This window comes from Synechococcus sp. A18-25c (assembly GCF_014280035.1).
GTDB lineage: Bacteria > Cyanobacteriota > Cyanobacteriia > PCC-6307 > Cyanobiaceae > Synechococcus_C.
Genome location: NZ_CP047957.1, coordinates 1993049 through 2019407 on the forward strand (window position 1 = coordinate 1993049; position 26359 = coordinate 2019407).

A 26359-nucleotide genomic window follows, 5' to 3' on the forward strand; every position below is an offset into this window, starting at 1 on the left:
CAGCGAACGAGAATTCAAGATTTTTTTATAATGGGTCAAAAGAAGCCAGTATCTGAGATTGGGGATCCACTCAAAGATGTCAGAACATCGTCTCTATATTGAGCAAAGGTAGAATCAGCTTCCTCCCAATTACTGACTGATCCAGATTCAAGAATAAGATTCGATAGTTCGTTAAATGATGATTCTTTGCCAACAAAACCTTGACCAAAGTTACCATCGACTACGGCATTCGTCCCCCATTGAATTTGGGACCACTTGCTTGCAGCTGATAGCAAAGCGATTCGATAAGTATCAAGACCATTAGTCGATCGTAAAATAGCCATTGGCAAATCAGTTTTCAACAATCCATTCTTCACCGCAGAGTTCCAAGTGGATAACTCAACGGAAGTAGGTTTTCTGTCATAAAGTGTTTTGAATACCTTTTTTGTAATTGATTTAGAAGACATGTCATCAAGACTCTCTCCATAAAAGGATTCAACCTGAACAGAATAGTCATCGAGTATTCGATCAATAAGTGCACGAGAGGATAACTCTGATCCATCATTGCCCACTGATAGTGTGGCCAAATCGCTTGGTTTGATCATCGTATTGGTATAAGCTTGATAAGCCAAGAGCGTGAGATTGATGCGTTGTTCAGCGTCGACAACAGGATCAGACACCACTGACCCAAACAATGGATAATTCTGCGTCGGCTGAGTGATGCCAATTAAGTCGTCTACATTCACAAGGTTGATACCCTGAAGATTCAAATACAAATCTTGCGTACTATTCGCAATATTCATAGAGCTGGATGGATTACCAATAAAATATTCTCCATCAGATACACCTTGACTAATGACCAAATGATCTTCAATGATCAACGCACCGTTGGCAAGTGCACCTGCAAACGTAGGCGTTGCAGACGTCATACCAGACTCGAGCGATTGATGATTCGTCAAGCTCAACATAAATGCACCCCCAACTTGATTGACACCCTCTAAAGAAGCTGACGACATCTGATGAGCACTATGGTCATCTTCAGAATGCATTGAAGCGCCAGCCATATCATCTTCTCCACTCATCTTGGCCTCGTCGGATTGAGTTGAACCTGTAGCAATGAAGTTTCCCGAATTAAGTTGAAAGGTGAGTACTTCACTTTGGCCTGATTTTGATTCAGCCGTAACAATGAGGTTTTCAATTGCGGATTGAGAATAACTATTGAAGCCTGAGCTGATGGAAAGTGACTTAAGATCGTCGAAACAGCATGTTGATGTGGGTGTATATTCAATATCCGACAAAATATCAGTATCGGGTAAATATCCACCTTCAAATTGACCAGTTTGGTTGAGTAGAGAAACTGATGCTCCGTCAAGAATGCGGATTCTCAGAACACTCTGATCAACGTAAGCGAACGCATAATCATCAAAATTATCTAAATTATAGTCTCCAACACCCACAGCAGTTGAAGCACTGGAAAGCTTGATAGAACTGGCATTAGAAACATTTTCCCAAGGGCGATAACTATAAAGATTTGTCCAGTCGTAGCTATCATCTTTAGCTTGCCAGCCCACCAATTCCAGGTCAGAAAGTTTTACTTGGTAATCTTTATCTGGTGACTTGACAAATCCAGCAGTAACCAAATCTCGCTTGCCGTCACCAGTAAAGTCACTGTTAAAAGCCCAAGGAGACAACGTTGAATCCTCATAAGGTCTAAAGGAAGACAGCAAATTAGATCGTTGGCCATTCTTCAATGAAGATCCATCATAGATACGCACTTGGCCCGAAGAATTATCATCTCCGCTAAATGACAAGATAATATCCTGAACAAAATCATTAGAAATATCTCCTACCTGAGCTCGCTTGAGCTTATTCTTCAGTTCTAACTTTAAATCAAGAGTCACTTGATCAAGAGAATCAGCCTCACGTAAAACAAGACCCTTCTCATTCAAGCGAAATGATTCAGCAGGAATTATCCAGCTAGAATCAGTGTTCTCAATAATAGAAACAACTTGCATCATTCCAGCATCTTCATGCTCAAGCAAGTGACAATGATGAACGTAAGTGCCAAGAAAATCTTGGAATAACATTCTAATTATTGTCTCATTATAGCCCGTTGTATATAGATTATCCGATGAATTAGGATTCAGAGACTCTTCAATCGGAACAAATTCGCCGACGAGTGGGTCGAGCTTATGGTGAACTCCTGCGCTATCAACAAAATTAAATCCTGAAGAATTAAGCTGAGTGACGTCCTCTAAATTACGCTTATTAGGCAATTCGTTATCACTTTGTTTCACTTGATAATCATTAACATGGATATGAAAGGGGTGAGATGTAAAGAAGCCACCATTCGGAGCACTCTTACCTCCCCAATTCCAATTGCGCAGCGACCACTCTTCCATTGTTCCAAGCTGAGCAATCACCAATGGCCCTTGAGGAAAAACATGGTCATTAATGAGGTCAGGGCTGACATAACCAAGCCAAGGATTATCAATAGACGTTTTAATAATTTCATTCTTATTGACAGCCAAACCAGTATTCGCACGCTCAGCAACTGCCTTTTGAGTAGGGATATCCCGTTGGTCTTCAGGTCCCACTAATTGCAAAATTTGCCAATTGAACTGGCGTTGACGTGTCGGCTTCCAATCTTTTTCAAATAAGTCAACGCTGGGAATCGCATCCGCTGAATAGTCTTCACTGCGCGTTTGTGGGGTTATCTTCTGAACATCAATTTGCTGGTTAGCCTCATTGATAAAGGCATCCAAAGCTGGAGTATTGATTAATGGAGAATCATCGTTAACTTGAAAAGTTGCTATCGCACCAGGTCCAGAATTCGGGTTAGAAAAATCCGTGTTTTCGGATGAAAGTTCGGCATATTTATCAGACTGCCAACGCAAGTTGTTGATATCAAACTTTTGACCATTCTTTCCCTCAAAACTATAGGTACTGATTAATTCTGATTTGCCAGCCGGCAGATTAACGAGCAAATCAATTCTTTTCCCAGAGGGCAAGGAAATCAGATTCGATGCCTGTTCATATGAGATTGCTTGCTGAGAATTTTGAGCTTGTTGATAACCTAAGACACCCTGGGTCGCAGGACGGATCTGAGGATAAGTATGTCCATCTTCACCATAAATGTAGAGTGGCAGCTGAACCCAAGAGCCGTCACTTTGCTGATGTCGTATTGCTAAATTCATATAGTAATTATTGTCTTGATTACTTAAACTAAATGACTGCCAACCTCCAGAATTCATATTAACTTCTGGTTGGTACTCACCATTGATCGTAAACATACTGGCCCGATTAGCAGCCAGTCCTTCTGTGCCAAGGATATTGCCATTCACTGCAGCAAGTTGATAGTCGCCTGATGTTTGATCGATGCCAACCTGCATCGTCTTGATCACACCTAAGTTTCTAGGTACGTCTTTAAACGCAGGGATTAAACTTAAGGGATCCCCAACCTGCATAAATCCTGAAAGACCGCCATACACTTGTGTATTAACAGCAGGGTGGAAATGGGGGTGATACCAGTAAGAACCCCTCCCATGATCTTCGGGGATATTAATGATTGTTGTCCAATCTTGACCCGTTGTATATCGACCAACCACATTATCTCCAAATCCAGTGGGCGTTACATGGCCACCATGCATATGAAAATTGGTGCTGTCCATGGCACCAGCCATCGAGCCACCATTCAACCCATAAGAATTATTCTCAACCAAGGACGCCATTTGAGCTTGCATCCCAGTCAAGCCTGCAATATTGATGTTGTTGTCAAATTCCAGTTCTAAAGTCTCACCAGGCTTAATCATTAAGACGGGGCCTGGATAAGATGTTCCTTTGCCCTTTAAACCATAGGTATAGAGCATTGATGGATACCAAAGAGGAGGTGTTTCCTCAGAGGCTCCGCTCAATACCGCCAGATTTTTGAGGAGTGAGTTACTATCAAAATCAGATAGAATCTTATCAATCTCTTTATCGTTACTCCATAGCTCTTCAGGATAATAATTTTCCTTCTTTAATACCTCTGTATAAAGCGTACTAGTTGTCGACGAGGTATCGGCCCAGAATCCAGTTTGATTGGCTGCTTGATCGTAACCAAATCCTTTGTATCCAATATATGTCAGTGCTTCTAGGAGCTCATTGTTGGTGTAAACACCCCATCCACCCGTTGGGGGAGTGCTTGTTATCGATTTCAGATATTGATTGAAAATGCTATTTTCATCGTCCTTGTTCGTCAACTGAGGAATCAGCCAGTCTTTAACAAATTTGCTTACATTTTTAATACCAACCGGATCTGTCGTGATTTCAAGCGATGCCGCAAGAGAACCATTGGAGGTGCCATTATCACTGACATAAAATCCGTTACTATCCTGTCCCAGGGTAAACCCTGATGATAAAAGTACATTTGGCATCCCATCTTGGTCGACGGGATAAAGGGAGCCGATACGATACTGACTCACAACTGGAAATCACAGTGAATAATTCCACCGTAGCCAGCATGAATCTTTAATCACATGATTTAATCATGACTTAAGAAAATAATGAAGTTAGTTCAAAAGCTCTTTTCTTTGAGAACTAGAGACTTTGTTTCTTGAACGAGTACGCAGTGATTGACATGAGAACAAGATTGATCACAACCAGTGCAAGACCTACATAAAAAATCATTGGCACTGAGAAAGTTGATATGTATCCAGCTATGAATGTCATTGATACAAATCCAATACTCAACAAAAAGCTGAATAAAGCCCATGCAGGTCGGACGACATGAGGACCAACAACTTCCGTGAGTCGAGCAACAATTAAGCCAATATATGCTCCGTTCCAAAAAGCAAAGAGAAAAGCTCCAAAATTAACAATCGATAAGACTGGTGTAAAAACAAATAGACAAGTTCCAAACGTTCCAATTGCAACAGACGTGAGAAGAACTGAGTCTGTTGGGATTTTCTTTGGCACTAATCCCGCGATGATCGCGCCTAAGGTATACCCAAATCCCACTAATGCAAATGAGTTGCTTGCAACTTCACTTGACACTTTAAAAACCGAAGTAACGTAAAGTGGCTGGTACGTCAAAATTGAAACCTGAGAAGCTCCATAGAGAAGCGTTGTTAATGCAAAAATCTTTAAAGCGGGCGACCAATCGATTCCTCGCGAGACACTTTTACCATCATTCGTATTGCTCTGACTCGTTGGCGAAGGCGAATTGGTCGCTGCTTGATGTGAAAGTTTTTCGTCTCTCTCCTCAATCAATCCTCTTGAAATCAACATCCAAATTGGAATTGCAAAAAGGATGGAAAATAAGCCCGTAAAGTCCCAAGCTGCAACTGGGGAATTTTTGACAAAAAATGGGAGCAAAACTGAATCTAGAAGTGGTGCGATTCCTGCCCCTGCAAAAATGATCCCCATGGCTAACCGTTTTTGATCAGGATGCAACTTTCGAGTACCAAAGCCGGGCAAGCCTGTCACGAGGTGAGCGCAACCCCAGCCAGAAATTAAACGCCAAATCGTATTCCATCCCATCGAAGGAAATAGTGGTTCAATAAAAAATATTGCAACACAAACGATCAAAGCGATTCGAATCATCCTTAGGGACTGATCCTCTCTTTTGATTCTCGTCTGATGGACGCAACCAGCAAGATACCCGGCTAGATTTAATCCTACAAGTTGACCAATATTATCTGAATTGATCCATTTGGCTTCAACCATCATATTGCCCAGAACAGCTAATTCTGTTCTCTGTAGTCCAACTCCAATCGCGAGCGCAGACGAAGCTGCTATCACTCCTAAATAGTCGTAAGACGACTCTTTCATTTTAGTCAGATGAGCCATCTCAACAGAATCGATTCGACGATCAGGGGGGTTGGTCGCGATTGAGAGGGAGCAATCGGGTTTGCCTTAATTACTCCGTTTATCATTCACCTTATAAACTTATACAAATAAAAATAACTGTCAAACCAATTCTTGAAAGATTTAATTAATCTGTTGCGTTAGATGACAGAACCTGCCGAAGGCCTGAGCAACAGTAGGATTCAGAAACCCACAAAGACAGAAAATCGAGAGGATTGAAGTTGCTTGAATTACAGCGATTGATGCACACCACAGAAGAGTCATTGTGTTGGAACAAACAGCACTGACTAGATTTATGTCCGTTCAGTCAACCTGTTGAGATCAACACATTTGAGAATTAGAACAGCAATGACTGCAACCATTCGGCACATCATTCATCTCTCGTTCTCACAGTCAAAGTCTTACCCCTAACACATCAGAACGAAGAGGTAGACCGCTTCCCTTGAGATCTTCCTCATAACAACTGATCAAAGTAATGGAAACCCCATTGATCAGTTACTCAAAACGGAGAGAGTGTTTGTCGATTTAATACTCTGACGCACCTCAGCGAACCAACATGAATTTATTTTCCGAGATCGTAGGTTAATACCTTAATACTTACCCAAATACCATTTCGAGACAATCCACGAATGCCTGCAAGCCACACGTCTCAGGACGAAAATCGGTCTGAAGCGTTTGGTGTTGTGCGCAATTAAGTCAGGTCGATCACAACGCAGTAGAGGTTCGATGAGACACAAAAAATTAGTAAGAAAAAAATATTTATAAGATTTTGCTTATGGCGTTAAAACGAGATCGATCAAAAGTCATGAGACCTTCTGAACCCTGGGGGTCAAACACCCATGTTTTTTCTGAAATGCTAACGAAACCCGCAGCACCTAGGACGATTGCCGAATTCTTTTCTCACCTCTGAACTTTGGTCGGTGCAGGGGTAAGAGCAACCTGAGGCAGCTTAGGCATTCTCCGCCTCAGAACCTTATGCCCATTGCACATAAGAATCAAGAATTATTAGTACAAATTTACTGTAAATTCTACTACGCACTATTGATGATTGATCGACCTGGCATCAACTGGGTATGGCGGTTTCATTGGATTACACAGCATGGTTCCGTGACCCTAAAGTGTTGTTGGAACGTAGAATGGAATAGCCAAACGAGAATAACCCCTGCTGAAGGAGCGAAGACACGTTCCTCAGGAGGTCGAGCAAACCTAGCGGACAAAATCGCTATTGGGTACCTCAACAAAATCCTGATCACTCGGGACTGATTTGCTCTCCTTATGAGCTTGAGCCAAGCACTCTTCACTAATAGGTAGCAAATCAAAAGATGGAACACTCTTTTGGGATTAATTGCCTCTATGCGTCAAACAATAGGCGTCTGACTGATCAGTCCTTTTTTTGAAAGTTAGTAATGTGCATCCACATCAGAGCTGTTGGATGGATGGGAATATCGGTATTTGAGAACCCCCGTCTTGACGAACGCCCCCTCTAAAAGTGCATATTCGTTCTGCTCCCCTTTTCATGCATAGACGGGGGCACTAACGACTAAACAAGACAAGCGGAGTGACGGGTGAATACCCTGCCTTCTCATGACTCTCTTAGGCTATAGTCGTCTCAGACTATTTAGATCACGCGATCAACTGGCGCAGTCGTAACATAATTGGTGTGAAAGGCATTATTTGACTTAATGATAAATCAATTCCATTCTTGAGTTGTATTCCGCTAGCTCCTTTAATATGTACACCAATGGCATCTGGTTTGACATGACGAGAAGGAGCTATGGATATTGAAAACAATGAATTGTCTGCTTTAGTGGGCTAAATTGTGCCAAAGTAGCCTAAGCATGGAAGCAGTTGACCCCAACAGTATTCGAGAATACTCGACATCTGGACGTCACCAGGAGTGTCTAAAGGCTTGCCAACAGCTCCTCCAGAGCGAACCCGCGAGCCCATTACCCTGGAAGTACGCAGGCAAATCACTTCTTTCCCTAGGACAATTCGAGAAAGCTCAACAGTGTCTAGCAAAGGCGCATCAGATCGACAATCAAGACCCTGAGGTTGTAAAAGATATTGGAAATATTTTTAACGCTCTCAAAAATGACGCGGAAGCGATAAGACTCTATAAAGTAGCTCTTTCAATCGACCAGAATTATGCACCAGCGATTAACAATCTTGGTTTGATTGCTAAACGGCAGGGTGACTTATTCGCCGCTCAGCAGTTAGTTAAAAGGGCTTGTGATCTAGATCAATCGTTCGCTCCATACCACATGAACCTGGGCATCATTTACAAGGACCTTGGCAACCTTGATCAGGCTTTTGCTTACACTCTCAAATCGATAGAGCTCAAAGCTGATAATCCCGATGCCCACTTGAACCTGGGCGGTATTTACAAAGATCTCGGCAACCTAGATCAAGCACTTGCTTCCACCCTCAAATCCCTAGAACTCAATTCTTATAACCCCACTGCCCACATGAATCTGGGCAGTATTTACAAAGACCTTGGCAATCTTGATCAGGCTCTTGCCTCCACTCTTAAATCCCTAGAGCTCAATCCTGATAATCCTGATGCTCACATGAACCTTGGAACTATTTATAAAGATATCGGAAGCCTTGATAAGGCTCTTGCCTCCACTCTTCAATCCCTAGAGCTCAAACCTAATAACCCCACTGCCTACATGAACCTGGGCGGTATTTACAAAGACCTTGGCAATCTTGATCAGGCTCTCGCCTCCACTCTTCAATCCCTAGAGCTCAAACCTAATAACCCCACTGCCCACATGAACCTGGGCGGTATTTACAAAGATCTCGGCAACCTAGATCAAGCACTTGCTTCCACCCTCAAATCCCTAGAGCTCAAACCTGATAACCCCGATGTTCACATGAATCTGGGCAGCATCTACAAAGACCTTGGCAATCTTGATCAGGCTCTCGCCTCCACTCTTCAATCCCTAGAGCTCAAACCTGATAACCCCGATGCCCACATGAATCTGGGCAGCATCTACAAAGACCTTGGCAATCTTGATCAGGCTCTCGCCTCCACTCTTCAATCCCTAGAGCTCAAACCTGATAACCCCGATGCCCATATGAATCTGGGCAGCATCTGCAAAGACCTCGGCAATCTTGATCAGGCTCTTGCCTCCACCCTCAAATCCCTACAGCTCAAACCTAATAACCCCACTGCCCACATGAACCTGGGCGGTATTTACAAAGATCTCGGCAACCTAGATCAAGCACTTGCTTCCACCCTCAAATCCCTAGAGCTCAAACCTGATAACCCAATTGCACAAATGAACCTGGGCGGTATTTACAAAGACCTTGACAATCTTGATCAGGCTCTTGCCCCCACTCTCAAATCCCTAGAGCTCAAACCTAATAACCCAACTGCCCACATGAATCTGGGCAGCATCTACAAAGACCTTGGCAATCTTGATCAGGCTCTTGCTTCCACCCTCAAATCCCTAGAGCTCAAACCTGATAACCCCGATGCCCACATGAATCTGGGCAGCATCTACAAAGACCTTAGCAATCTTGATCAGGCTCTCGCCTCCACTCTTCAATCCCTAGAGCTCAAACCTGATAACCCCGATGCCCATATGAATCTGGGCAGCATCTACAAAGACCTTGGCAATCTTGATCAGGCTCTCGCCTCCACTCTTCAATCCCTAGAGCTCAAACCTAATAACCCCACTGCCCACATGAACCTGGGCGGTATTTACAAAGATCTCGGCAACCTAGATCAAGCACTTGCTTCCACCCTCAAATCCCTAGAGCTCAAACCTGATAACCCCGATGTTCACATGAATCTGGGCAGCATCTACAAAGACCTTGGCAATCTTGATCAGGCTCTCGCCTCCACTCTTAAATCCCTAGAGCTCAAACCTGATAACCCCGATACCCACATGAATCTGGGCAGCATCTACAAAGACCTTGGCAATCTTGATCAGGCTCTTGCTTCCACCCTCAAATCCCTAGAGCTCAAACCTGATAACCCCGATGCCCACATGAATCTGGGCAGCGTCTACAAAAACCTTGGCAATCTTGATCAGGCTCTCGCCTCCACTGTCAAATCCCTAGAGCTCAAACCTGATAATCCCGATACTCACTTAAACCTTGGCAGTATTTACAAAGATCTCGGCAACCTTGATCAGGCTGTAGCTTCCACTCTCAAATCCATAGAGCTTAAGCCTGATAACCCCACAGCACACATGCACCTTGGAATGACATATGAAGTCTTGAACAAGTTAGATCTCGCTCTCTGCAGCTATACAAACTCAGCGAATTACAACAAGGAATTCTTTGAAGAAGATTGCTTAACAAGCCTTGTATCTTCAGCGCTTATCCTCCTACAGTTGAACAAGATAGATTGCGCTAAAACAACCCTCAGGGAAGCGATAGCTCAAGCCAAGCAGAAAAGGAATTACCCAAAGAAAAGTTCTCTAACAAATGAAATTCACAACAGCGGTTTTATTTCATATCTTGAAAAACTAATTCCTGAAGTCCCAGCCTTAGATAATCATATAAAATCACAAATACTTCACCTTGGAGAAAGTCATTGCCTGGCATTTACCAATCAGAAAATAAAAATTGAAGGGAAAGATTTTGCAATCAAGCCATCACTTATTAAGGGTGCGAAGGCATTCCATCTTACTGAAAATTCAAAATCACTCTCACACATTATTTCTTTTACAAAACGAGTAGAGGCAAATATTGAAATGTATAAATATATTTTTCTTTCATTTGGCGAGATTGATTGTCGAGCAGATGAAGGCATAGTAACTTACTGTAAGAAAACTGAAAAAAAAATAGAACATGTAGCAATGATTACAGCTGATAGCTACTTCGAATGGACAGCTAATGTCCTTTCTAAGTGCATTAAAAAGCTTGTTTATTTTGGCGTGCCAGCACCGCAAAAAATAGACCCGCATTCACGCAGCATAGCCTTGGACGATAAGAGGAGGCTTCGTGCGATAAGGACTTTCAATGATTCACTAATGAAAAAATGTGCAGAGTCTGGCATTCTTTTCGCGGATATATTTACTATTACCAAAGATGAAGACGGATTTAATAATAACGAATGGATGATCGACAGGATACACCTTCATCCAAAAGTATTACCAGTAATAGTTGAAAAATTAAAGCTGAGCTAGGCGTCAAAGCATGAAATCAATCCGTGCATTTCACACTAGGCTCATTAGCTCCCGCACAGCTCAATCTTTGCAGAACAGTTACTTTGTGGCGATATAAGGAATAAAGCTACTAAATCAGACGGTAATAATAGACTTATATTGCAAATTTGATCTACACGTTCGCCAAAATAGATGTATTATCATTTTCTTCGTGAAATAAATAGAAGGAAGTAATCAAGGCATGTTCGATTAGCATTCAAATCAACTAATCGCTTCACAAAAAACTTTTTAGCTGTGCTATGTGCTGCATTTAAACATGTTGGTGTAGTCATAGAGGAAGCAGGACTTAGGCACCCCAATACCTTCTCATGTGATTAGACCTTCTGCAGTCATAGCATCACACCAAGCATTGGTGAAATTCTTAGGTTCTTCCAATAATTGCAATGGTCATATCGCTGCAGTCACCAGTCTCACTTTCCCTATTTTCATGCGGAAAGTCGTCATAATTACGACACCCCATAACTTCGATTTGATAAAAAAGGGGCTGAGATAAACATTGCTTTTAATTGAATGGTAGCACCAATCACATTGTCAAGATGAAGAGCTATTAAAGAGGCAGAAATGATTAGACCACTTACAACAATTCTCATTCGTTAAAGAAACGCCAAAATCAAACTAACAATCACAAAACCATAAAACTTTCATTCTGCTGTCTGTGCGAAATATTCTTTAGCGATAACCGTCATGACTATGATCGTTAGATTTATGTAATTAAACCTTGTTACTCCATTAGGGCAAAAGACCCACCAACAATCAACTCGCATCGTTCTTCCATCATCTGACTCTTGTCATAGGCACCCCAGATCTTGTCTCCAAAGGTGTGAACCATCTGCCTTTGGATAATTTCGTGATCAACTTTGAGTACCTCCTGCCCTGCAGTGAAAGCAAGATGCCTGAACCCATGAGCAGTGGTCAGACCCTTGTATTTCATGTTCTTGAGGTAGTTGTTCAAGTAATCCTGATGGACATGCGGGACGTCCTCCCTCTAGGACTGAAGAAAACTTACTCCTGCTCTCAGTTCAATGAAAAGAGTCTCTTCAACACGTCCTAGGCGGATCCGTCAAAGTAATTTGGTGCTGCGATCCTATCTTCATTCGTTCCGCAGGAATCGACCACAGGTCCTTCTTCAGGTTGAACTCCTCACAGCGAGCAGGAGTGAGTGTGTAAACAAAGAAGTAGGTTATCACCAGAAACTTGACCGCAAGCAGGGTCACGACCGGTGCGCCTGGATCATTGCGCTCCAGGTCTTCAAAGAACTTTGGCAACTGCCCTCACTCCAAGAAAGGGTTGGCAGTTGGTTTGTGCTTTGTCTTCGCCTACTTCGACCCCATAGCGGGGTTAGCCGGTTGCATCCAACCCTGTCAATTGCGTAGTCGAACAACCCCCTCATCAACATCAGGCACTTGCCGGACTGATAGAGCGACCCTCTCCTCTCGATCGATTCCTTCAGGGACAACACCTGCGGCCTTCCCCCATTGCTCCACTCCAAACGGTTCACAGGAGTGTCAGGACCAAGGACAGGCAACACCTGGTTGTAGAGCATGTTGCGATAGTCCTTGACCGTGCTGGGTTTGTTCTTGATTCGCTCCAGGAAACCCTCTGCCGCTTTGATCAATGAAGAGTTGATCGCCTGCTTGATCAGCTCTCTCCTGCTCTCTGACTTCAGAAGACGAGGGTTTTCACCTGCCTTACTGAGCACATCCAGTCGTACTCGCTCATCCCCTGCCTGCTTCAGCGACCACTTCCCTGGACCCTTCCCATAGACACCGATTTAATACCAACGCTGCTGCCCTTTGCGACATGGCGGGAAGTAGTATTGACTGAAAAAATGCTTCCAACCACTTAGGCAAACCTCTACGAAAAGTGCATTTCTGCAAGAAAGCTTGTATTTCCTCTCTCGCGGGTGGAGAGCCCCGAGATCGCTTACCATTACTGGCATTTTGCTCAACCTATTACCTATTTATACCCTAAGACTCAAATTTTTACCCTACTATTAAATCCAGACGTATACGTTCAGTGGTTAACGACTATGTTCTTTTGAATCCCCAACTTCCTTTACTTGGCAGTCGATCATGGAAAACGACGACCCTTCATAGAAGTACATAAAACGGAGAGGGTGGGATTCGAACCCACGAGGGTGTGACCCCTACACGATTTCGAGTCGTGCGCAATCAACCGGACTCTGCCACCTCTCCCTGCGCATTAGGCGCTTCCTTATTGTAGATGCACGACCCCATCTGTTCCTGACGATGACACGTGAACGGGTCGCAAATCCAATCGACGCAAGACCTTTATCCGCTGCCCAACCCGCACCCTCAAGATGCGCCCCGTTGGATCTGCCAGGGCGAGGCTCAAGCCATCACTCTGCAGGCGCTGACCATGCACCAAGGGCAGTCGGCCCTGTTGTTCCGCCTGGAGCGTGTGAGTGATGGTGCTCCAACAGACACGTTGATCCGTCCCCACGGGATCCAGCACGGCCACCCAATCCAATCGCTGGTGCCCCATCCCCTGACTGAGTCGTTCCGCCTGATGGCAACTCAGGGCATCACCATGGGTCGCCACCAGCGCAGCCCTGCCGCGATGGCGCAGCAACAGCCACTGACGCCCCCACTGCTCCACATGGATCCAACGATCCTGCAATCGCTCACCCGCTTGTACGCCTACCACGATCAGAAACAACGGTGCCAAGCGCCAACGCCAACGCCGCAGGGACGGCAACACCCAAGGCAGGCAGGCCGGGAGCAACAACATCAGCAACCATGGAGACATCCGGCCGACGAGCAGCTGGGCCCAGGGCCAGTGGCGAATCCACAGCACCAACGCGATCAGGACTCCCGCCAGCTGCTGCACAGGCCAAATCAACACGGGCAGCAGCAGTGATGTGATCGATGCCGGCAGGAGCAGCACCATCAGGGCCATCACCATCGATGCAAGCGTGAGTGGTGATAGCAGAGGTGCCGCCAGCAGATTGCTCGAAACGGCATAGAGAGGAATAGCTCCGAAATGGAACAACTGCAGCGGCAAAGTCCAAAGCAGTGCCGCCATCGGCACGGACAGGAGGGGTACCAGAGGCGCGATGGACGGCGGGCACCAGCCGCACAACTGCTGCTCAATGGGGCCAGCGGAGATCACCAGCCCGGCAGTGGCGGCGGCACTGAGTTGAAACCCGATCGAGCGTGCCCAGGGCGGATGCACCAGCAGCATCACCACCAGGGTGATCAGCAACACACCCAGGGGTCGGCTGCGATGGCCACCCTCTCGGATCAGCAACGCCGCAGCACCCATCAGCACCGCTCGCACCACCGAAGCTTGGGCACCGGCCAGCGCCAGAAAGAGAACCATGGCTGCCACGCCAGCTCCCAATCGACACGCCACTGGCCAGCGACGCGTGCAAACCACTGTGGTGCCCAGCAACACCGACAGGTGAAAGCCTGACGCCGCCAAGGCATGGGACAACCCAGCGACTCTGAACCCGTCACGCAAGCACTCAGGCAGAGACACCTGAGCACTGCCGAGAACCAGCGCCGCCAGCAAACTGCCTCGCTCTTCACCGGCGCTTTCAATGAACCAGAGGGCAATGCGCCGTCGCGCATCGGCTAAGGGAGTCGCGTCCTGATGCAACAACCGGATGGCATCGGTTCGCAAGCGACTCCAACAGCCCTGAGCGGCCAGTCGTTGAGAAACATCCGAGAGCAAGGGATGGGCAGATGGCTGCGGCCTGGTTAAGGGTCCGCGAACTTCGATCCAGGCCCCTTCCAGCAAAGGCTGTTCACAGTCTTCAAGTGTGAGTTCAGAGCGGCCATGACGGACCACGCCATCGACGCGGCTGACCTCCAGCAAGGCTCTGCAGCTTTGATCCCGAATAGGCGCATCAGCTCGAATGCGACCGATCAGCTGCACCACAGGCGCAGGACCATCCACGGGAATCAGCTGAGCCGGATCGCTGCTGTGAGGACGAGGTACCGAGGCCATCCCGCATCGGCTGCCGGCCAGACCGAGCACCAATGCGAAAGCCAACAGCTGCTGAGGCGTTCGCCGCCAGCGGCGCGCCCATCCGGCCAACCCCAACATCAGAAGGATGGCCAGCGCGATGCCCTGGGCCGGGAATCGCACCTGAGCCGCCCCCATGCAGGCGAGAAGTAACAGAAGGGCGCCAGAGACAGCCGGATTGATGCATCACCCACGCAAGGTGATGCCAGGGTTCCCCGTGGATCAGGCCACCGTCGCTGCTTCCCGCTTCAGCAGCGGGAATCCCAAGGCTTCCCGTTCCGCCAACCAAGCTTCCGCCACCTTGCGAGCCAGGTTGCGGATGCGACCAATGGTGGCCGTGCGCTCGGTCACCGAAATCACGCCTCGGGCCTCCAGCAGGTTGAAGGTGTGGCTGCACTTAAGGACGAAGTCCAACGCTGGTGCCGGCAGGTTCTTGTTGATGAGATCTGCCGCTTCCGCTTCATAAATGGCGAACAACTGTTTGAGACGCTCCGGATTGGAGGCCTCGAAATTGAAATGACACTGACCCTTCTCAAAAGGCAGCCAGATGTCGCCATAACTGCGCTCAGCGTTCCAGCTGAGATCCCAGATGCTCTCGACATCTTGGAGGTACATCGCCAGGCGCTCAAGGCCATAGGTGATTTCAATCGACACCGGCTTGCAGTCCAGACCACCGCACTGCTGGAAATAGGTGAACTGGGTGACCTCCATGCCATCCAGCCACACCTCCCAGCCCACACCCCAGGCGCCAAGCGTGGGGGACTCCCAGTTGTCTTCAACAAAACGGATGTCGTGATCCGCTGCCCGAATGCCTAAAGCCTCAAGAGAGGCGAGGTAGGTCTCCTGAATTCCATCGGGCGATGGCTTGATCAGCACCTGATATTGGAAATAGTGCTGCGCCCGGTTGGGGTTGTCGCCGTAACGACCATCGGTGGGACGACGACAGGGCTCTGGATAGGCCACTGCCCAAGGTTCAGGACCAATGGCTCGCAACACCGTGTGAGGGCTCATGGTTCCGGCTCCTTTCTCGGTGTCATAGGGCTGCAACAACAGGCACCCCTGTTCAGACCAGAAACGGTTGAGGGTGCTGATGATGTCCTGGAAATGCATATGTCGATCTTTCAAAAATGTTGTGGAAGTGATTGAGGTGTGAACTCTTGGAGCCTTTTTGTAATCAGAGTGAAAACTCCCAGTATGGCGAATGGAACCTGATAATGCATTTGTTGATGCCAGCAGATCAGTCCCACCATTTGTCTGAGCAAAGGAAAATTCATTTCTCACTAAAAACCAATGGCAAAACCGTGAAGGCTCGCGGGGACACCCATTGGATTTGCAATAATAGCCTAGCCCCTGAAGGACACATTCTTAAGTTAGTAGCAGCCCGCATGCACTTAATTACATTAAGAAGGAAATAATTAGGAAGCCATCATTATACTAAGCAGAAAGTCTTACCAAGTCAAATACCAAAAGTCTACGGACATAATCATTCAGTCTCAAATTTGTTTGCCCGAACATAAATTATCGAGAGAGAACAAAGCAAATCCGTTAAATTCCAACAAATTAAAGGGATGTGGTTTGACCGAATACTGCAAGACCTTTTCACCTATTGCAATCCATCAGAAAACGTGATTGACGCACAAATTTAGAGAGATCCCAATAAAGCTAGAAGCTCACAATCCCCAACTAACCTTACAAAACAAACCTAATTAGTACTATGTACATCCTTAGAACATTAAACTACGCTTATGAAATCTACCCTAGACTTCGAATACTACTTAATTGCAGCCCATTGCTAATCGTCTTACATCGCTACAACACATATTATGGGATATCCAAAGAGCCAAAAGCGTTAGCATTCGAATTGAATCAAAAAAAAAGAAAACAATATATCTAGATGAAAAAGCTTCAGATCAGAATATCTAGCGAGAATAAAGTGGCCTGGGTAAATAAGTTGTTCATTATTGCGGCAACTTATAATTTCATAGAAATCTAGAATATTTTAAAATCTGAAACAAATTCATCTTTTTCCGATATATAGCCCAATTGGAAAACAGGGTCATTAGCATCATCAACTACCAGATCACCGGCACTTCCAGGGAAACCACCACTCACAAAATGGACATAATTCTCGAATCTACTTAAACACTTCTTAGGCCCAAACAAATTTGGTGATATATAATTATCAAGTAGGCAATAATTGGACAAGAAGCCAACTAGTTCTCTGGAAATATCCAAACGAAAATAATTTAACTGTTGCATCCGAGGAAGTAAAGCAAGTGCCGAAGAGGAAAGAGAATTTTTTCCTACGTCCAGGATCGTCGAACTTCCTCTAGGCAAAAATTGCAGATGCTTAGGAAGTATAAAATTATTTGCACTTGCGGATAAAACGACACAAGACGATGATGCAAAAGCTGAATCCAGAGAAGTAGCTTGTATAGCAGACGCTATAGTATATTTACTTTTTATACAATTTATTGCAGATACTATACTTGCTGAGCGAGCAATATCTCGAGAAAATATATGGACACTTGCTCCCTCCTCAACAAGACCAAGAGCAATTTTGAAGCCAATGCTTCCTGGCCCAATAAGTGTTATTCGAGAACCGCTTAAATCACCATTTTTCAGAGACCTCAGAGTATTTAAAGCCGACTCTGAAGTAATACGACTGGGCGACCAAGGTATTATTTTATCCTTCGGAAAGATAATATATGCTGATGAAAGTAAATTTGAATACAAGCATGTTGAACTCTCTACACTAGTGTCATCCAAGAAAAAAGGATGCTTTTTTTCCGTATCTACTACAACGTAATCGCAGTGAGCGTTAATTAAAGAACCAATTAGCTCTAGCTCATTTTGAGAAATATTAACAAGCGACAAGGATATAAAGGACTTGGTTCTCCGTATACCTCCAAAATAAGATCCGGGAGAATGTTCATTACTAGAGGATAAAACAACAAAAAAAGAAGCGTTTATACTCTGAGAGTACGAAGAGATTATTTTCAAACGATTTAAGAGATCGGTACTTTCAATCATCGAAAATCAGCATTTAGCTTGGTGATAGGTTGTCCCGCAGCGATAAAAGCTGTCGCTATCAACTTGTTATCAGTACCGACTGTTAAAGGACAAATTCCAACCGGGGGAGACATTGATATTGTATTTTCCAAAGAAATAACATCGCCCTCATGGATATTCATCAAAGCATGCAAAGACTTTTTCTGGGTCCTCCAAGTTTCATACTCTTCAGGAATGACCCCAAAGGAATCTTCTCCACCAATCAGAAAAGATTCATCGATAATATTTTTTAAATCCATTAGTTGTTCATTTGTCTTAGATATAAGTTGATCGGGACCCGGAAGATTGGAATCCAATGTAAAATGAACCTCTAATGCGCTTGCACCCATATGAATCGCATTTATAGGTGCTGCTATACCAACCGTATGATCAGAATAACCGAACTTAAATCCTAGTGACTTAAGAAATGCAATGGAACGCATGTTGACAGATGAAAGAGGAGTTGGATAACTAGAGTTACAATACAAAAATGTTACATCATGTATGGAGTTTTTATATAAACTAGCTACAGCCTCTACATCTTTTTTCGAAGACATACCCGTTGATATAAATAAGTTTAATGGCGAATAGTGATCAATCAAACGACGGTGAAGGTGAATATTATTAAGGTCCATTGATGCAACTTTTATATGCCCCAGCCCAGTTGAAAGTAAGAACTCTAAACTTGAATTATCAAAAGCAGTGCACATAGGGATTTTACCGTATGACCTTATTAATTCAAAACATCGAACAACATCTGATTGGTTAATCTGACAACGATCTAAGAGCTCGAGTATATTTTCATCTTGATCCTGTGCAGACTCAACATGATTGAGTTCCCTTACAGATGATCCAATACGATTCGAGGCCTCATAAAGCTGAAGCTTGACAATGTCTGCCGAAGAGCAGGCATTACGTACAAGATCATCTAATAAACTAAGACTGCCATTATGGTTAATGCCAACCTCAGCAATAATAAGAGGTTTATTTGATCGTTTTGAGCTCGGCTTATGAATACCGGATGATACAATATTACTAGAAAAATATTGACGAGTTAAAGATTTTTGGCCTTCGTCACAAAGAAGGTCTGAAGCAAGTTCTTTTGCTTGACAAAATATGACCTGCATATCATTATAAGCAAAATTTGCACCAGTGCCAATTAGCTCAAGATTTTTGATTCCAGAAAGAAATGAATTGGTTGACTTAAGTTCTAGCTTGTTTTTATGCGTCTGCAACGGATAAACATACGGCTCTATATTAACACTTGTTAGATTAGGTTTTCCAAATCTGGACAAGATAGATGTTAAGGATAAGGAGTCAATTGTCCTCTCTACAATCGTATCTAAAAAACTTTGAACATCTGGCGAAGTAAAATCTGTTGTAAATGTTGACTCTGCAATAATATAAGTCCGATCCTTTTTATAAGACAAATTTAAAGCTGGGCACAGTTTTGTAGGTTCTGTAATACGATTAAAGCATATCGAAGGATCTGAAAAATATAACCAGTGATATGGATCAGGAATAATTGAATTATGGCCTTCATATGATAGATAAACGCTCGCAATTCCTCTAAAAGTAAGATTACATTCATAATTTAAAAAGGAAGCCAAAGTAGTTAAAGGCAAAGTACTTATGACAACATCATCTGGATCAAGCGCAAGAGAATTGTGATCGGCAAAGTGTAGAGCTTTAATGCGGCCTGAGTCTAATTCTAGACCGGTTATTTTATGTTCAAATAGCACAGAAGAGTTATTTTTTTTATTAATTAAGGACGATATGTTTTCAAATAAATAACCCGTGCCTCTTGAGGAAACCCCGCAAAATTGATCTCCGAAAAATGGCTCGGTTCTATTTACTCTCCTGATTCTTTTAGGTGCCCAATCAGGAAGCAACAATTCAGGAGAAACTCCCCAAACCTTCTCGGGATAAACCTTGAAAAAGTTTTCAGCGATTGTAGGTCCAACTAAACCGGTAACATATTCATAAAATGATTTTGATTTAGAACAGAGTAAATCATCGGGATAATACTGGAGATCAGAGATTAATTCTTCTAATTCGGTTCCAGACCAGTAGGAAGATGAAATCAATTGACTAGTGTTGATAGGATAATCAAATAAGTAATCAGTTTCATTTTTTAATTTATAGTTGGCGGCAAAGTATTGTTTTTCAAAAAGACTGTTTTCCAGAAGTCTTTGCCAATCTTCCCAAATCCACTTCAGTGGCGTGTGTAAAATATGTGGGCCAGTATCAACAATAAAATTATTCCACTCCCAGGAACGCGCCATACCACCTGGAATTGATTGCTTTTCGTATACACTTACTTTTGAACCATGTTGATTAAGGTAATAAGCAAGAGAAAGCCCTGCTGGACCAGCACCAAGTATATGAAATCTCATGACTAATCAACAAGTAAATCCACCATCAACCATTATATCGGCACCATTAAGAGACGTAGGAGAGTCGAACACAATCCATTGCAATGTCTTGAGCGCGTCGTTAACTGGCACTAATTTAGATTGTGGTGATAGTTTGTGATAGGCCGATACAAAGTCGCTATTTTGGTTTGACTGAATCCCACCAAATGAAACACAGTTACATCTTCCAGAAAAGCGGGCTAAGTATCTTGCTGCTTGCTTAACCAACGGTATTTGAGCACTTTTGCCAGCTGAATACGCGACAGGCTTATAAATATCACCAGTTTTAGAGTAAAGCACAGGATTGGGAATAGTATAAGTATATATTGATCCTATCATTATAACATGAGAGGCCTGAAGACCATGCTTATCAAGTAGATGGAGTAGATTATACGACGAACCGCATGTTATATTCAATGACATACAAAACTGATTTGGCAATAGAGAAAAAGGAGATGGAAACTTTTCTACAATTCCCTCGCTAGTGACAGGAAAATCTTTTGCAACAAAATTGATGAATGTGATTTCACCTGCTAAGTCGAGGGGTAAATCATTAATATAGTCTGATAACACAACATCTGCTTCGACTAGCTTCAAATTAGAAGTATTTAATTCAGCCAAGCTATTAAGAGACGATATGTTAATATCTACTGCAATAATTGTAAGGTCCTTATCCAGGCGTGCAAGACAAACTTCTACAAACTTTTTTCCCAAAAATCCTCCGGCGCCAAGAACAACAAGAGTTGATATCATTGGATCCAGCCCTGATCGAAAGAGTATTGTGAATTTAAGCGAGATAACCCTTGATTTCTATAGATTTCAACAAATGAAGGTAGTGGTGCATGGATATCCTTTGCTGTTTCTAATAAAATTTTAAGTACTTCAAGGTCTTCTTGATAATCTAAAGTTATCCGAACATCAGAGTAATTTTCACCACTAGCTGGTGCAAGTAGTAATCTCTTGATTCCAGATAATCGACCATCCCACAAAGGGAAAGTAACATGTTCGCGATCTTTGGGAGAATCAAAAAAATTACTTACCTTGATAAGCGTAGACTTAGAAAACACCTCAATATCACTACCATTACAAAATTTCGAAAGGTTTGCAGGCGTATACGTAGATACATATTCATAGCTGCCTTCAAAATAAGTTTTAACGGCAAGATCGAGTAATTTAGGATCGACTAGAGGACAGTCACTTGTGACGCGCACAATTACACAATCTTCGTATTCATCCAAAGCGCTTAAATGTCGTGATACTAAATCATTAAGAGAACCTCTATGGTATTTGTAACATGATTCCTCGAGATACTTTACAAGAGCATTACTTGACTGGTCTGAGGGCACTATAAATTTAAAATCATCCAACATAGATGACTTTTGCAAGCGTTTATAGATCAAGTCTAATGATGTGAGATTTTTGTATATTGGGATAAGAACTTTTCCAGGCAATCTCGTAGATGTTTTTCTGGCCTGAGAGAGACAAATGACATTCATTATTTAAAGGGATTGAGTACGAGAAAAACCATTCTCTATAGTGCCTATATTTAAAAGCTCTTTATTAAGTAAATGCTTATTGTAAGTCAAATCATAAGAAAATTTATTAATAACAGTGCCAAATACTCTTTCAAATGACTTGGTTTCAAAAGGCGTATGCGCCAAAGATGGATAAACTGTTGTACTAAAAAGATACCCTTCATGAGCCATCCTAGAACAAATCAATGACTTTAACTCCAAAGAAGAAAAACTTTGGTGTGTAAATTGAAAACTAATCATTGTCGTCAAAGAATTGATTTTATATTCAATTTTATTTTTATCTAACACATTTATAATAGAAGAGCGGATGGCGGAGCCATTTTGTTGAATCTTTTTAAACATTTGATTCCAATTTGATAACACCTTGAGTGTTGCACATCCTGCTGCTAGGCCAATTTGTTCTGTCCAGTGTGTGCTGCTTGCAAAACATTCTTCACAGGTTGTGCGATATTTTTGCTGTGCTGCAACAGCCGAGATGGCATAGCCATTGCCTAAAGATTTTCCAATGACAAAAAAATCGGGAATTAATTTGATTTGACGGCATGCAAGCTTTGTTGAAAATCTAAATCCGCTAGTTACTTCATCCGAAATTAAAATGCCTCCTTTTCTTTGAAATTCATTTAAATATTCAGCTACATCATGACCTAATATTTCGTATCTTGCACTCTCAAATATTATAATACCAGGGTCATAAACTTGACACGCGTTTTTTAAATCTGCAAGGTTCTGTGCATTAACTGCTTGAGAATATTGAGAATATGCATCTGGTACACCTTGAGTATTTAGACCTGGCAAAAAAATTGATTCGAATTTATCTGGACTGGAAATATTTGCGCTTAAATACCAATCATGCCAACCGTGATAGCCACAAACAAGGACTCTTGGATTAGATGCTACAGAACGTGCATACCTAATACATAATGAAAGTGCTTCACCACCACCTCTTAAAAATTTCCAAACAAAATCGCCTTCAAAGAATTGATTAAGTAACTCAGCCAACTCAACTTCGTATGGAGACAATAGTGTGGTTAGAGGTGCCCTGAAAACCGATGAAGGCATAAAAGAATTATGCATTCTGTTTTGATACCCTAAGAGATTACAACCTATAGAAAACTCACTAAAATCTCTATACCATCGATTGTCAACCGATTTTATTTTGCAACCTTTAGCCTTAACGTAATAGGAGGGCCATACTTTTGAGCAATACCGAGAAGGTCGCTTGGAAAGCAAGCCACAACCACCAATTATTGTTTGGCAAGCTCTGTTCCAATATGAAATTCCTTCCAAAGTCCATTAGATCATGTGATTGTATAATACCAGATAAACTTTCCTCTCGCGAAGCCATTGTAACATTCAATGCAAACCCAAAGTCGAGGAGGTTTGAAGAAAGATTCTATATTTTTAAAATTTTAAATTCCCTATACCTACAAATACCGTGAAAATAAAAATCTACGATTGTGAAGCAATAGGTATTCAAAACATTCCGCATTAGATGCATGATAAAGCTTTATATTATCGCTTAAATCCATATACTTCTACAATACTAGAATGAGAGCCCATCTGAACCAGCTTTCTTACATGACTCTGATCAAGTATGCATTCTTCGTCATTTTTAATCACATCCCAACCCTGATCTGGTATTTTTATTTCATCAATTGTTCGTTTACTGCCATCTCGTTCAGATCTAAATCTGCGATTTCTTGAATAAAAGCATTCGGGCTGAATGGTCTTAAAAATTAAATCTAAGTATTCATTTAAATATTTCGGACTCATCTCTAAGAAACTCTCTGAGTTGATTGTCAGCGATATTGGCTCGGGATAATCATTTAATAACTTGAATTTATCAGATGGAACTAATAAGATCGAAGAAGTGCTAGAGTTTTTATATTCAATGGCTTGTTTTTTTAACTTCTCGGAAGAGTCAACAAAAACACAATTCACATCTGGAAGCAGTGATTCTAAATAAAAACAGCTAACCACTAGTGAACTAGGTATGTCTACAATTATATAATTTATTTTTATCTCTTTCTTGAGAAGTGTATTGGTGATGGTTTGACAGAGGTTACCATAACCAGCCCCTATTTCTAAAATGTTGATAGTGTTCATTTTTAAATCAAGTGCATTTTTTTTAATTAAATTAGAAGTCATAACTGCCGATTTTACAGATCCCCAAGATGCGACAACATCTTGACCTGTAGCAGGCATCTGACAATTAAAATGGGGAATTGCTCCAATGCTCGTAAACGGCACAAGATAGTCCCAAAAATCGGGACAATATGTGTTAACTCTATCAATTAATGCGAGTTCTTCAGTGAATGAGGGGTCAAACTCGGATAAGTTCTTGATGGATTGAAGAAATTGACTTTTAGTAGCCTCTTGCCCAAGCAGTATTCTGAAAATAAGGCCACTAAATTGCAACGTATTTTGATCCCAGGACTCCAAAAAACCACCATGTATTGGTAACGAGGAAAAAATCGGCAAAGTTGATTTTACCAATTCAGGCAGTTTTGCAATCACAAAATCAGCATTATTCCACAGAAAGCCATATTCCTGAACAGAATTATTCTTATTAACAATATATTTGATTATTTGATCAATAGAATTTGAATTCATCTTGTGCTTGCAGTACAATCTAACTGTACCACATCCAGAACAGCACTAAGTTAGTTGAATTTCCAAAGGCCTTGAAAAGGTGTTAAAATTAAATATTAGCAGGAAGTTGTTATTTCCAATCTGCAATGCCAGCCTAACCTACTTTATTTACTTGCTCGCGCCTAATTTTACAACTAATCTTTTTGAGTAACAAACCATAAGTAACTATGTTTTTTCTTTAATTCAAATTTCAAAAACTGACTAAGTGTTTACAGCTAGATCAACCAGCGATGTAATTGCAAATTGTTTACTTTGTTTTAAATATATTTAAGCTCTACTTTTTACTTTTTCAAAAAATATTTATCAGCTCAAGGAGAGGCAACGGTGCAAGTGGGCAATAGCGTGGTGACGGTGCGGGTGACTGCGGCCCGGCCCCATCGTTCCCAGCCAAAAGCTGCCATCCCCCTGAAACACCAGCACAGGCTTGCAGGCCCCCTTGCCATGGGTCTCCAACAAGGACATGCACAGCTTTTCAGCCACCTCGGCCCCTCTGGGGCGCGATCGCAGGCGACGCAAGACCGGATCCACCTGAGAGAACGAAACAAAGGTGGCTTTCTGCGAGTCAGTCACCAGAATCATCCCGTCGAGCCACTGGACTTCGTCGAGCAGATCCTCAATGGAAGGCAGCAGAGACGGCAGCGGAAAGGCCAAGTGACTCCCCCTGTTTCTTAATCATTTCTTTCTAGTTCATCGGTCTCACTTGTCGCAAGCAAGACCACGTGAGTCAGTAAGCTCTCACGCCTTGACGATCAGCAGCCCCATCAGGCCACCAGCAACAGGACGATGGCGTGCCTGCTGGAAGCCGGCCTGCAGGGCGAGAGCTTCCTGTTCCGATCCGTTGGGGAAGCGCGCAAGGCTGGCCTCCAGGTAGGCGTAATGCTCTTCCAGACCCGCGCGAGCCGCGACTGGCACCACCACGCGCCGCAGATAAGTGCGCTGAAATGCTGCAGCCGTAGACCCTGGCGGCAATCGGTTGAAATCCAACAGACCGGCTCTGCCATCGGCACGCAAGACCCGGCGCAACTCCTTCAGACCCGCAGAAGGATCAGACAGGTTACGCAAGCCATAGGCCATCACCGCGCCGTCAGCACTGGCATCTGGCAGGTCAAGCGCCAGGGCATCACCCTGCCTCCACACAACAGGCAACCAGGGTTCCCGGGCAGAACGACCGGCGGCAACCGCAAGAGGTGCTGCTGCTGCATCCACACCGATCACCTCACCACCCGGCCGCAGACGCCGGCCCAGCGCCAAAGCCAGATCCCCCGTGCCACAACAAAGATCCAACCAGCGCTCTCCAGGCTGCGGAGACAACTGCAACACCATCTGGCGCTTCCACTGCCGATGCAATCCAAAACTCAACCAGTCATTGAGACGGTCGTATGTGGGCGCAGCGTCATTGAAGAGCTGTTCGACAGCCTCCGCATCACCAGGTTTCACAACGTCAAACCGTTGAGTGCCATCACCATCACCGTGGCCAGCCCCACAGCCGCTGAACACACCAAACAGCCCGCCAACATCAGCGAGAACTCGCGTTGATCCACCGCGGACTGCATGAGCTGAAGAGCCCATGCCACCAAAGCGATCACTACCAGCACCAACAGCACACCGAGAGGAAGTGTCCAGCTGGAGGGAATCAAAGGCTGCGCCGCAGGCAGCCCAACATCCTCGAAAGTGGTTGACGCGACAAGCACCGTGTAAACGAGGTCAGACT

15 protein-coding genes and 1 tRNA gene are annotated in these 26359 nt (G+C 43.7%); 1 reads left to right on the plus strand and 15 read right to left on the minus strand.

The features are described 5' to 3' along the window. Window positions 1–35: 35 nt before the first annotated feature. Together SynA1825c_RS11010 and SynA1825c_RS11015 are read right to left on the minus strand one after the other, a co-directional pair. Window positions 36–4442 (minus strand): multicopper oxidase family protein, encoded by a 4407-nt coding sequence (locus SynA1825c_RS11010; RefSeq protein ID WP_186469331.1) that lies wholly within the window; start codon window positions 4440–4442, stop codon window positions 36–38. A 115-nt stretch (window positions 4443–4557) separates the two neighbouring features. Further along, window positions 4558–5808, minus strand: coding sequence for an MFS transporter (locus tag SynA1825c_RS11015; RefSeq protein WP_186469332.1), 1251 nt, complete (start codon window positions 5806–5808; stop codon window positions 4558–4560). 1856 nt (window positions 5809–7664) lie between these two features. Between SynA1825c_RS11015 and SynA1825c_RS11020 the strand changes: the two genes are divergently transcribed. Beyond that, window positions 7665–10967, plus strand: coding sequence for a tetratricopeptide repeat protein (locus SynA1825c_RS11020; RefSeq protein WP_186469333.1), 3303 nt, complete (start codon window positions 7665–7667; stop codon window positions 10965–10967). A gap of 760 nt (window positions 10968–11727) precedes the next feature. On the opposite strand, the gene SynA1825c_RS13550 is transcribed toward SynA1825c_RS11020, so the two are convergent. The 13 genes from SynA1825c_RS13550 to SynA1825c_RS11080 form a co-directional block, all read right to left on the minus strand. Then, the gene (locus SynA1825c_RS13550) at window positions 11728–11937 is read right to left on the minus strand and encodes a hypothetical protein (protein WP_222930003.1); all 210 of its coding nucleotides are present in this window, start codon (window positions 11935–11937) and stop codon (window positions 11728–11730) included. A 1177-nt stretch (window positions 11938–13114) separates the two neighbouring features. Further along, window positions 13115–13201, minus strand: a tRNA-Ser gene (locus SynA1825c_RS11025). A 19-nt stretch (window positions 13202–13220) separates the two neighbouring features. Further along, a complete protein-coding gene (locus tag SynA1825c_RS11030; protein ID WP_255478371.1) occupies window positions 13221–15119 on the minus strand; it encodes a ComEC/Rec2 family competence protein in 1899 nt (632 codons plus the stop codon). Window positions 15120–15218: 99 nt separating this feature from the next. Next, window positions 15219–16106 (minus strand): glycine--tRNA ligase subunit alpha, encoded by an 888-nt coding sequence (glyQ, locus tag SynA1825c_RS11035; RefSeq protein WP_186469334.1) that lies wholly within the window; start codon window positions 16104–16106, stop codon window positions 15219–15221. Window positions 16107–16985: 879 nt separating this feature from the next. Beyond that, on the minus strand, window positions 16986–18029 hold the full coding sequence (locus SynA1825c_RS11040) for a hypothetical protein (RefSeq protein ID WP_186469335.1): 1044 nt from the start codon (window positions 18027–18029) through the stop codon (window positions 16986–16988). Further along, window positions 18026–20443, minus strand: a complete 2418-nt coding sequence (locus SynA1825c_RS11045; RefSeq protein ID WP_186469336.1) for an N-acetylneuraminate synthase family protein — start codon at window positions 20441–20443, stop codon at window positions 18026–18028. Before SynA1825c_RS11045 ends, SynA1825c_RS11040 begins: the two co-directional genes overlap by 4 nt. A 6-nt stretch (window positions 20444–20449) precedes the next feature. Then, on the minus strand, window positions 20450–21214 hold the full coding sequence (locus SynA1825c_RS11050; RefSeq protein ID WP_186469337.1) for an SDR family oxidoreductase: 765 nt from the start codon (window positions 21212–21214) through the stop codon (window positions 20450–20452). Continuing rightward, window positions 21211–21957 carry a cytidylyltransferase domain-containing protein gene (locus tag SynA1825c_RS11055; protein ID WP_186469338.1) on the minus strand — a complete coding sequence of 249 codons (747 nt, stop codon included), beginning with the start codon at window positions 21955–21957 and terminating at the stop codon, window positions 21211–21213. Before SynA1825c_RS11055 ends, SynA1825c_RS11050 begins: the two co-directional genes overlap by 4 nt. A 3-nt stretch (window positions 21958–21960) precedes the next feature. Then, the gene (locus tag SynA1825c_RS11060) at window positions 21961–23283 is read right to left on the minus strand and encodes an aminotransferase class III-fold pyridoxal phosphate-dependent enzyme (RefSeq protein ID WP_186469339.1); all 1323 of its coding nucleotides are present in this window, start codon (window positions 23281–23283) and stop codon (window positions 21961–21963) included. Window positions 23284–23508: 225 nt separating this feature from the next. Beyond that, the gene (locus SynA1825c_RS11065) at window positions 23509–24609 is read right to left on the minus strand and encodes a putative sugar O-methyltransferase (protein WP_186469340.1); all 1101 of its coding nucleotides are present in this window, start codon (window positions 24607–24609) and stop codon (window positions 23509–23511) included. A gap of 342 nt (window positions 24610–24951) precedes the next feature. Next, window positions 24952–25299 carry a hypothetical protein gene (locus SynA1825c_RS11070; RefSeq protein WP_186469341.1) on the minus strand — a complete coding sequence of 116 codons (348 nt, stop codon included), beginning with the start codon at window positions 25297–25299 and terminating at the stop codon, window positions 24952–24954. Between the two features lie 84 nt (window positions 25300–25383). Further along, window positions 25384–26085 (minus strand): bifunctional demethylmenaquinone methyltransferase/2-methoxy-6-polyprenyl-1,4-benzoquinol methylase UbiE, encoded by a 702-nt coding sequence (gene ubiE / locus SynA1825c_RS11075; protein ID WP_186469342.1) that lies wholly within the window; start codon window positions 26083–26085, stop codon window positions 25384–25386. Further along, a complete protein-coding gene (locus SynA1825c_RS11080) occupies window positions 26082–26339 on the minus strand; it encodes a hypothetical protein (protein WP_255478372.1) in 258 nt (85 codons plus the stop codon). Before SynA1825c_RS11080 ends, ubiE begins: the two co-directional genes overlap by 4 nt. Window positions 26340–26359: the final 20 nt, after the last annotated feature.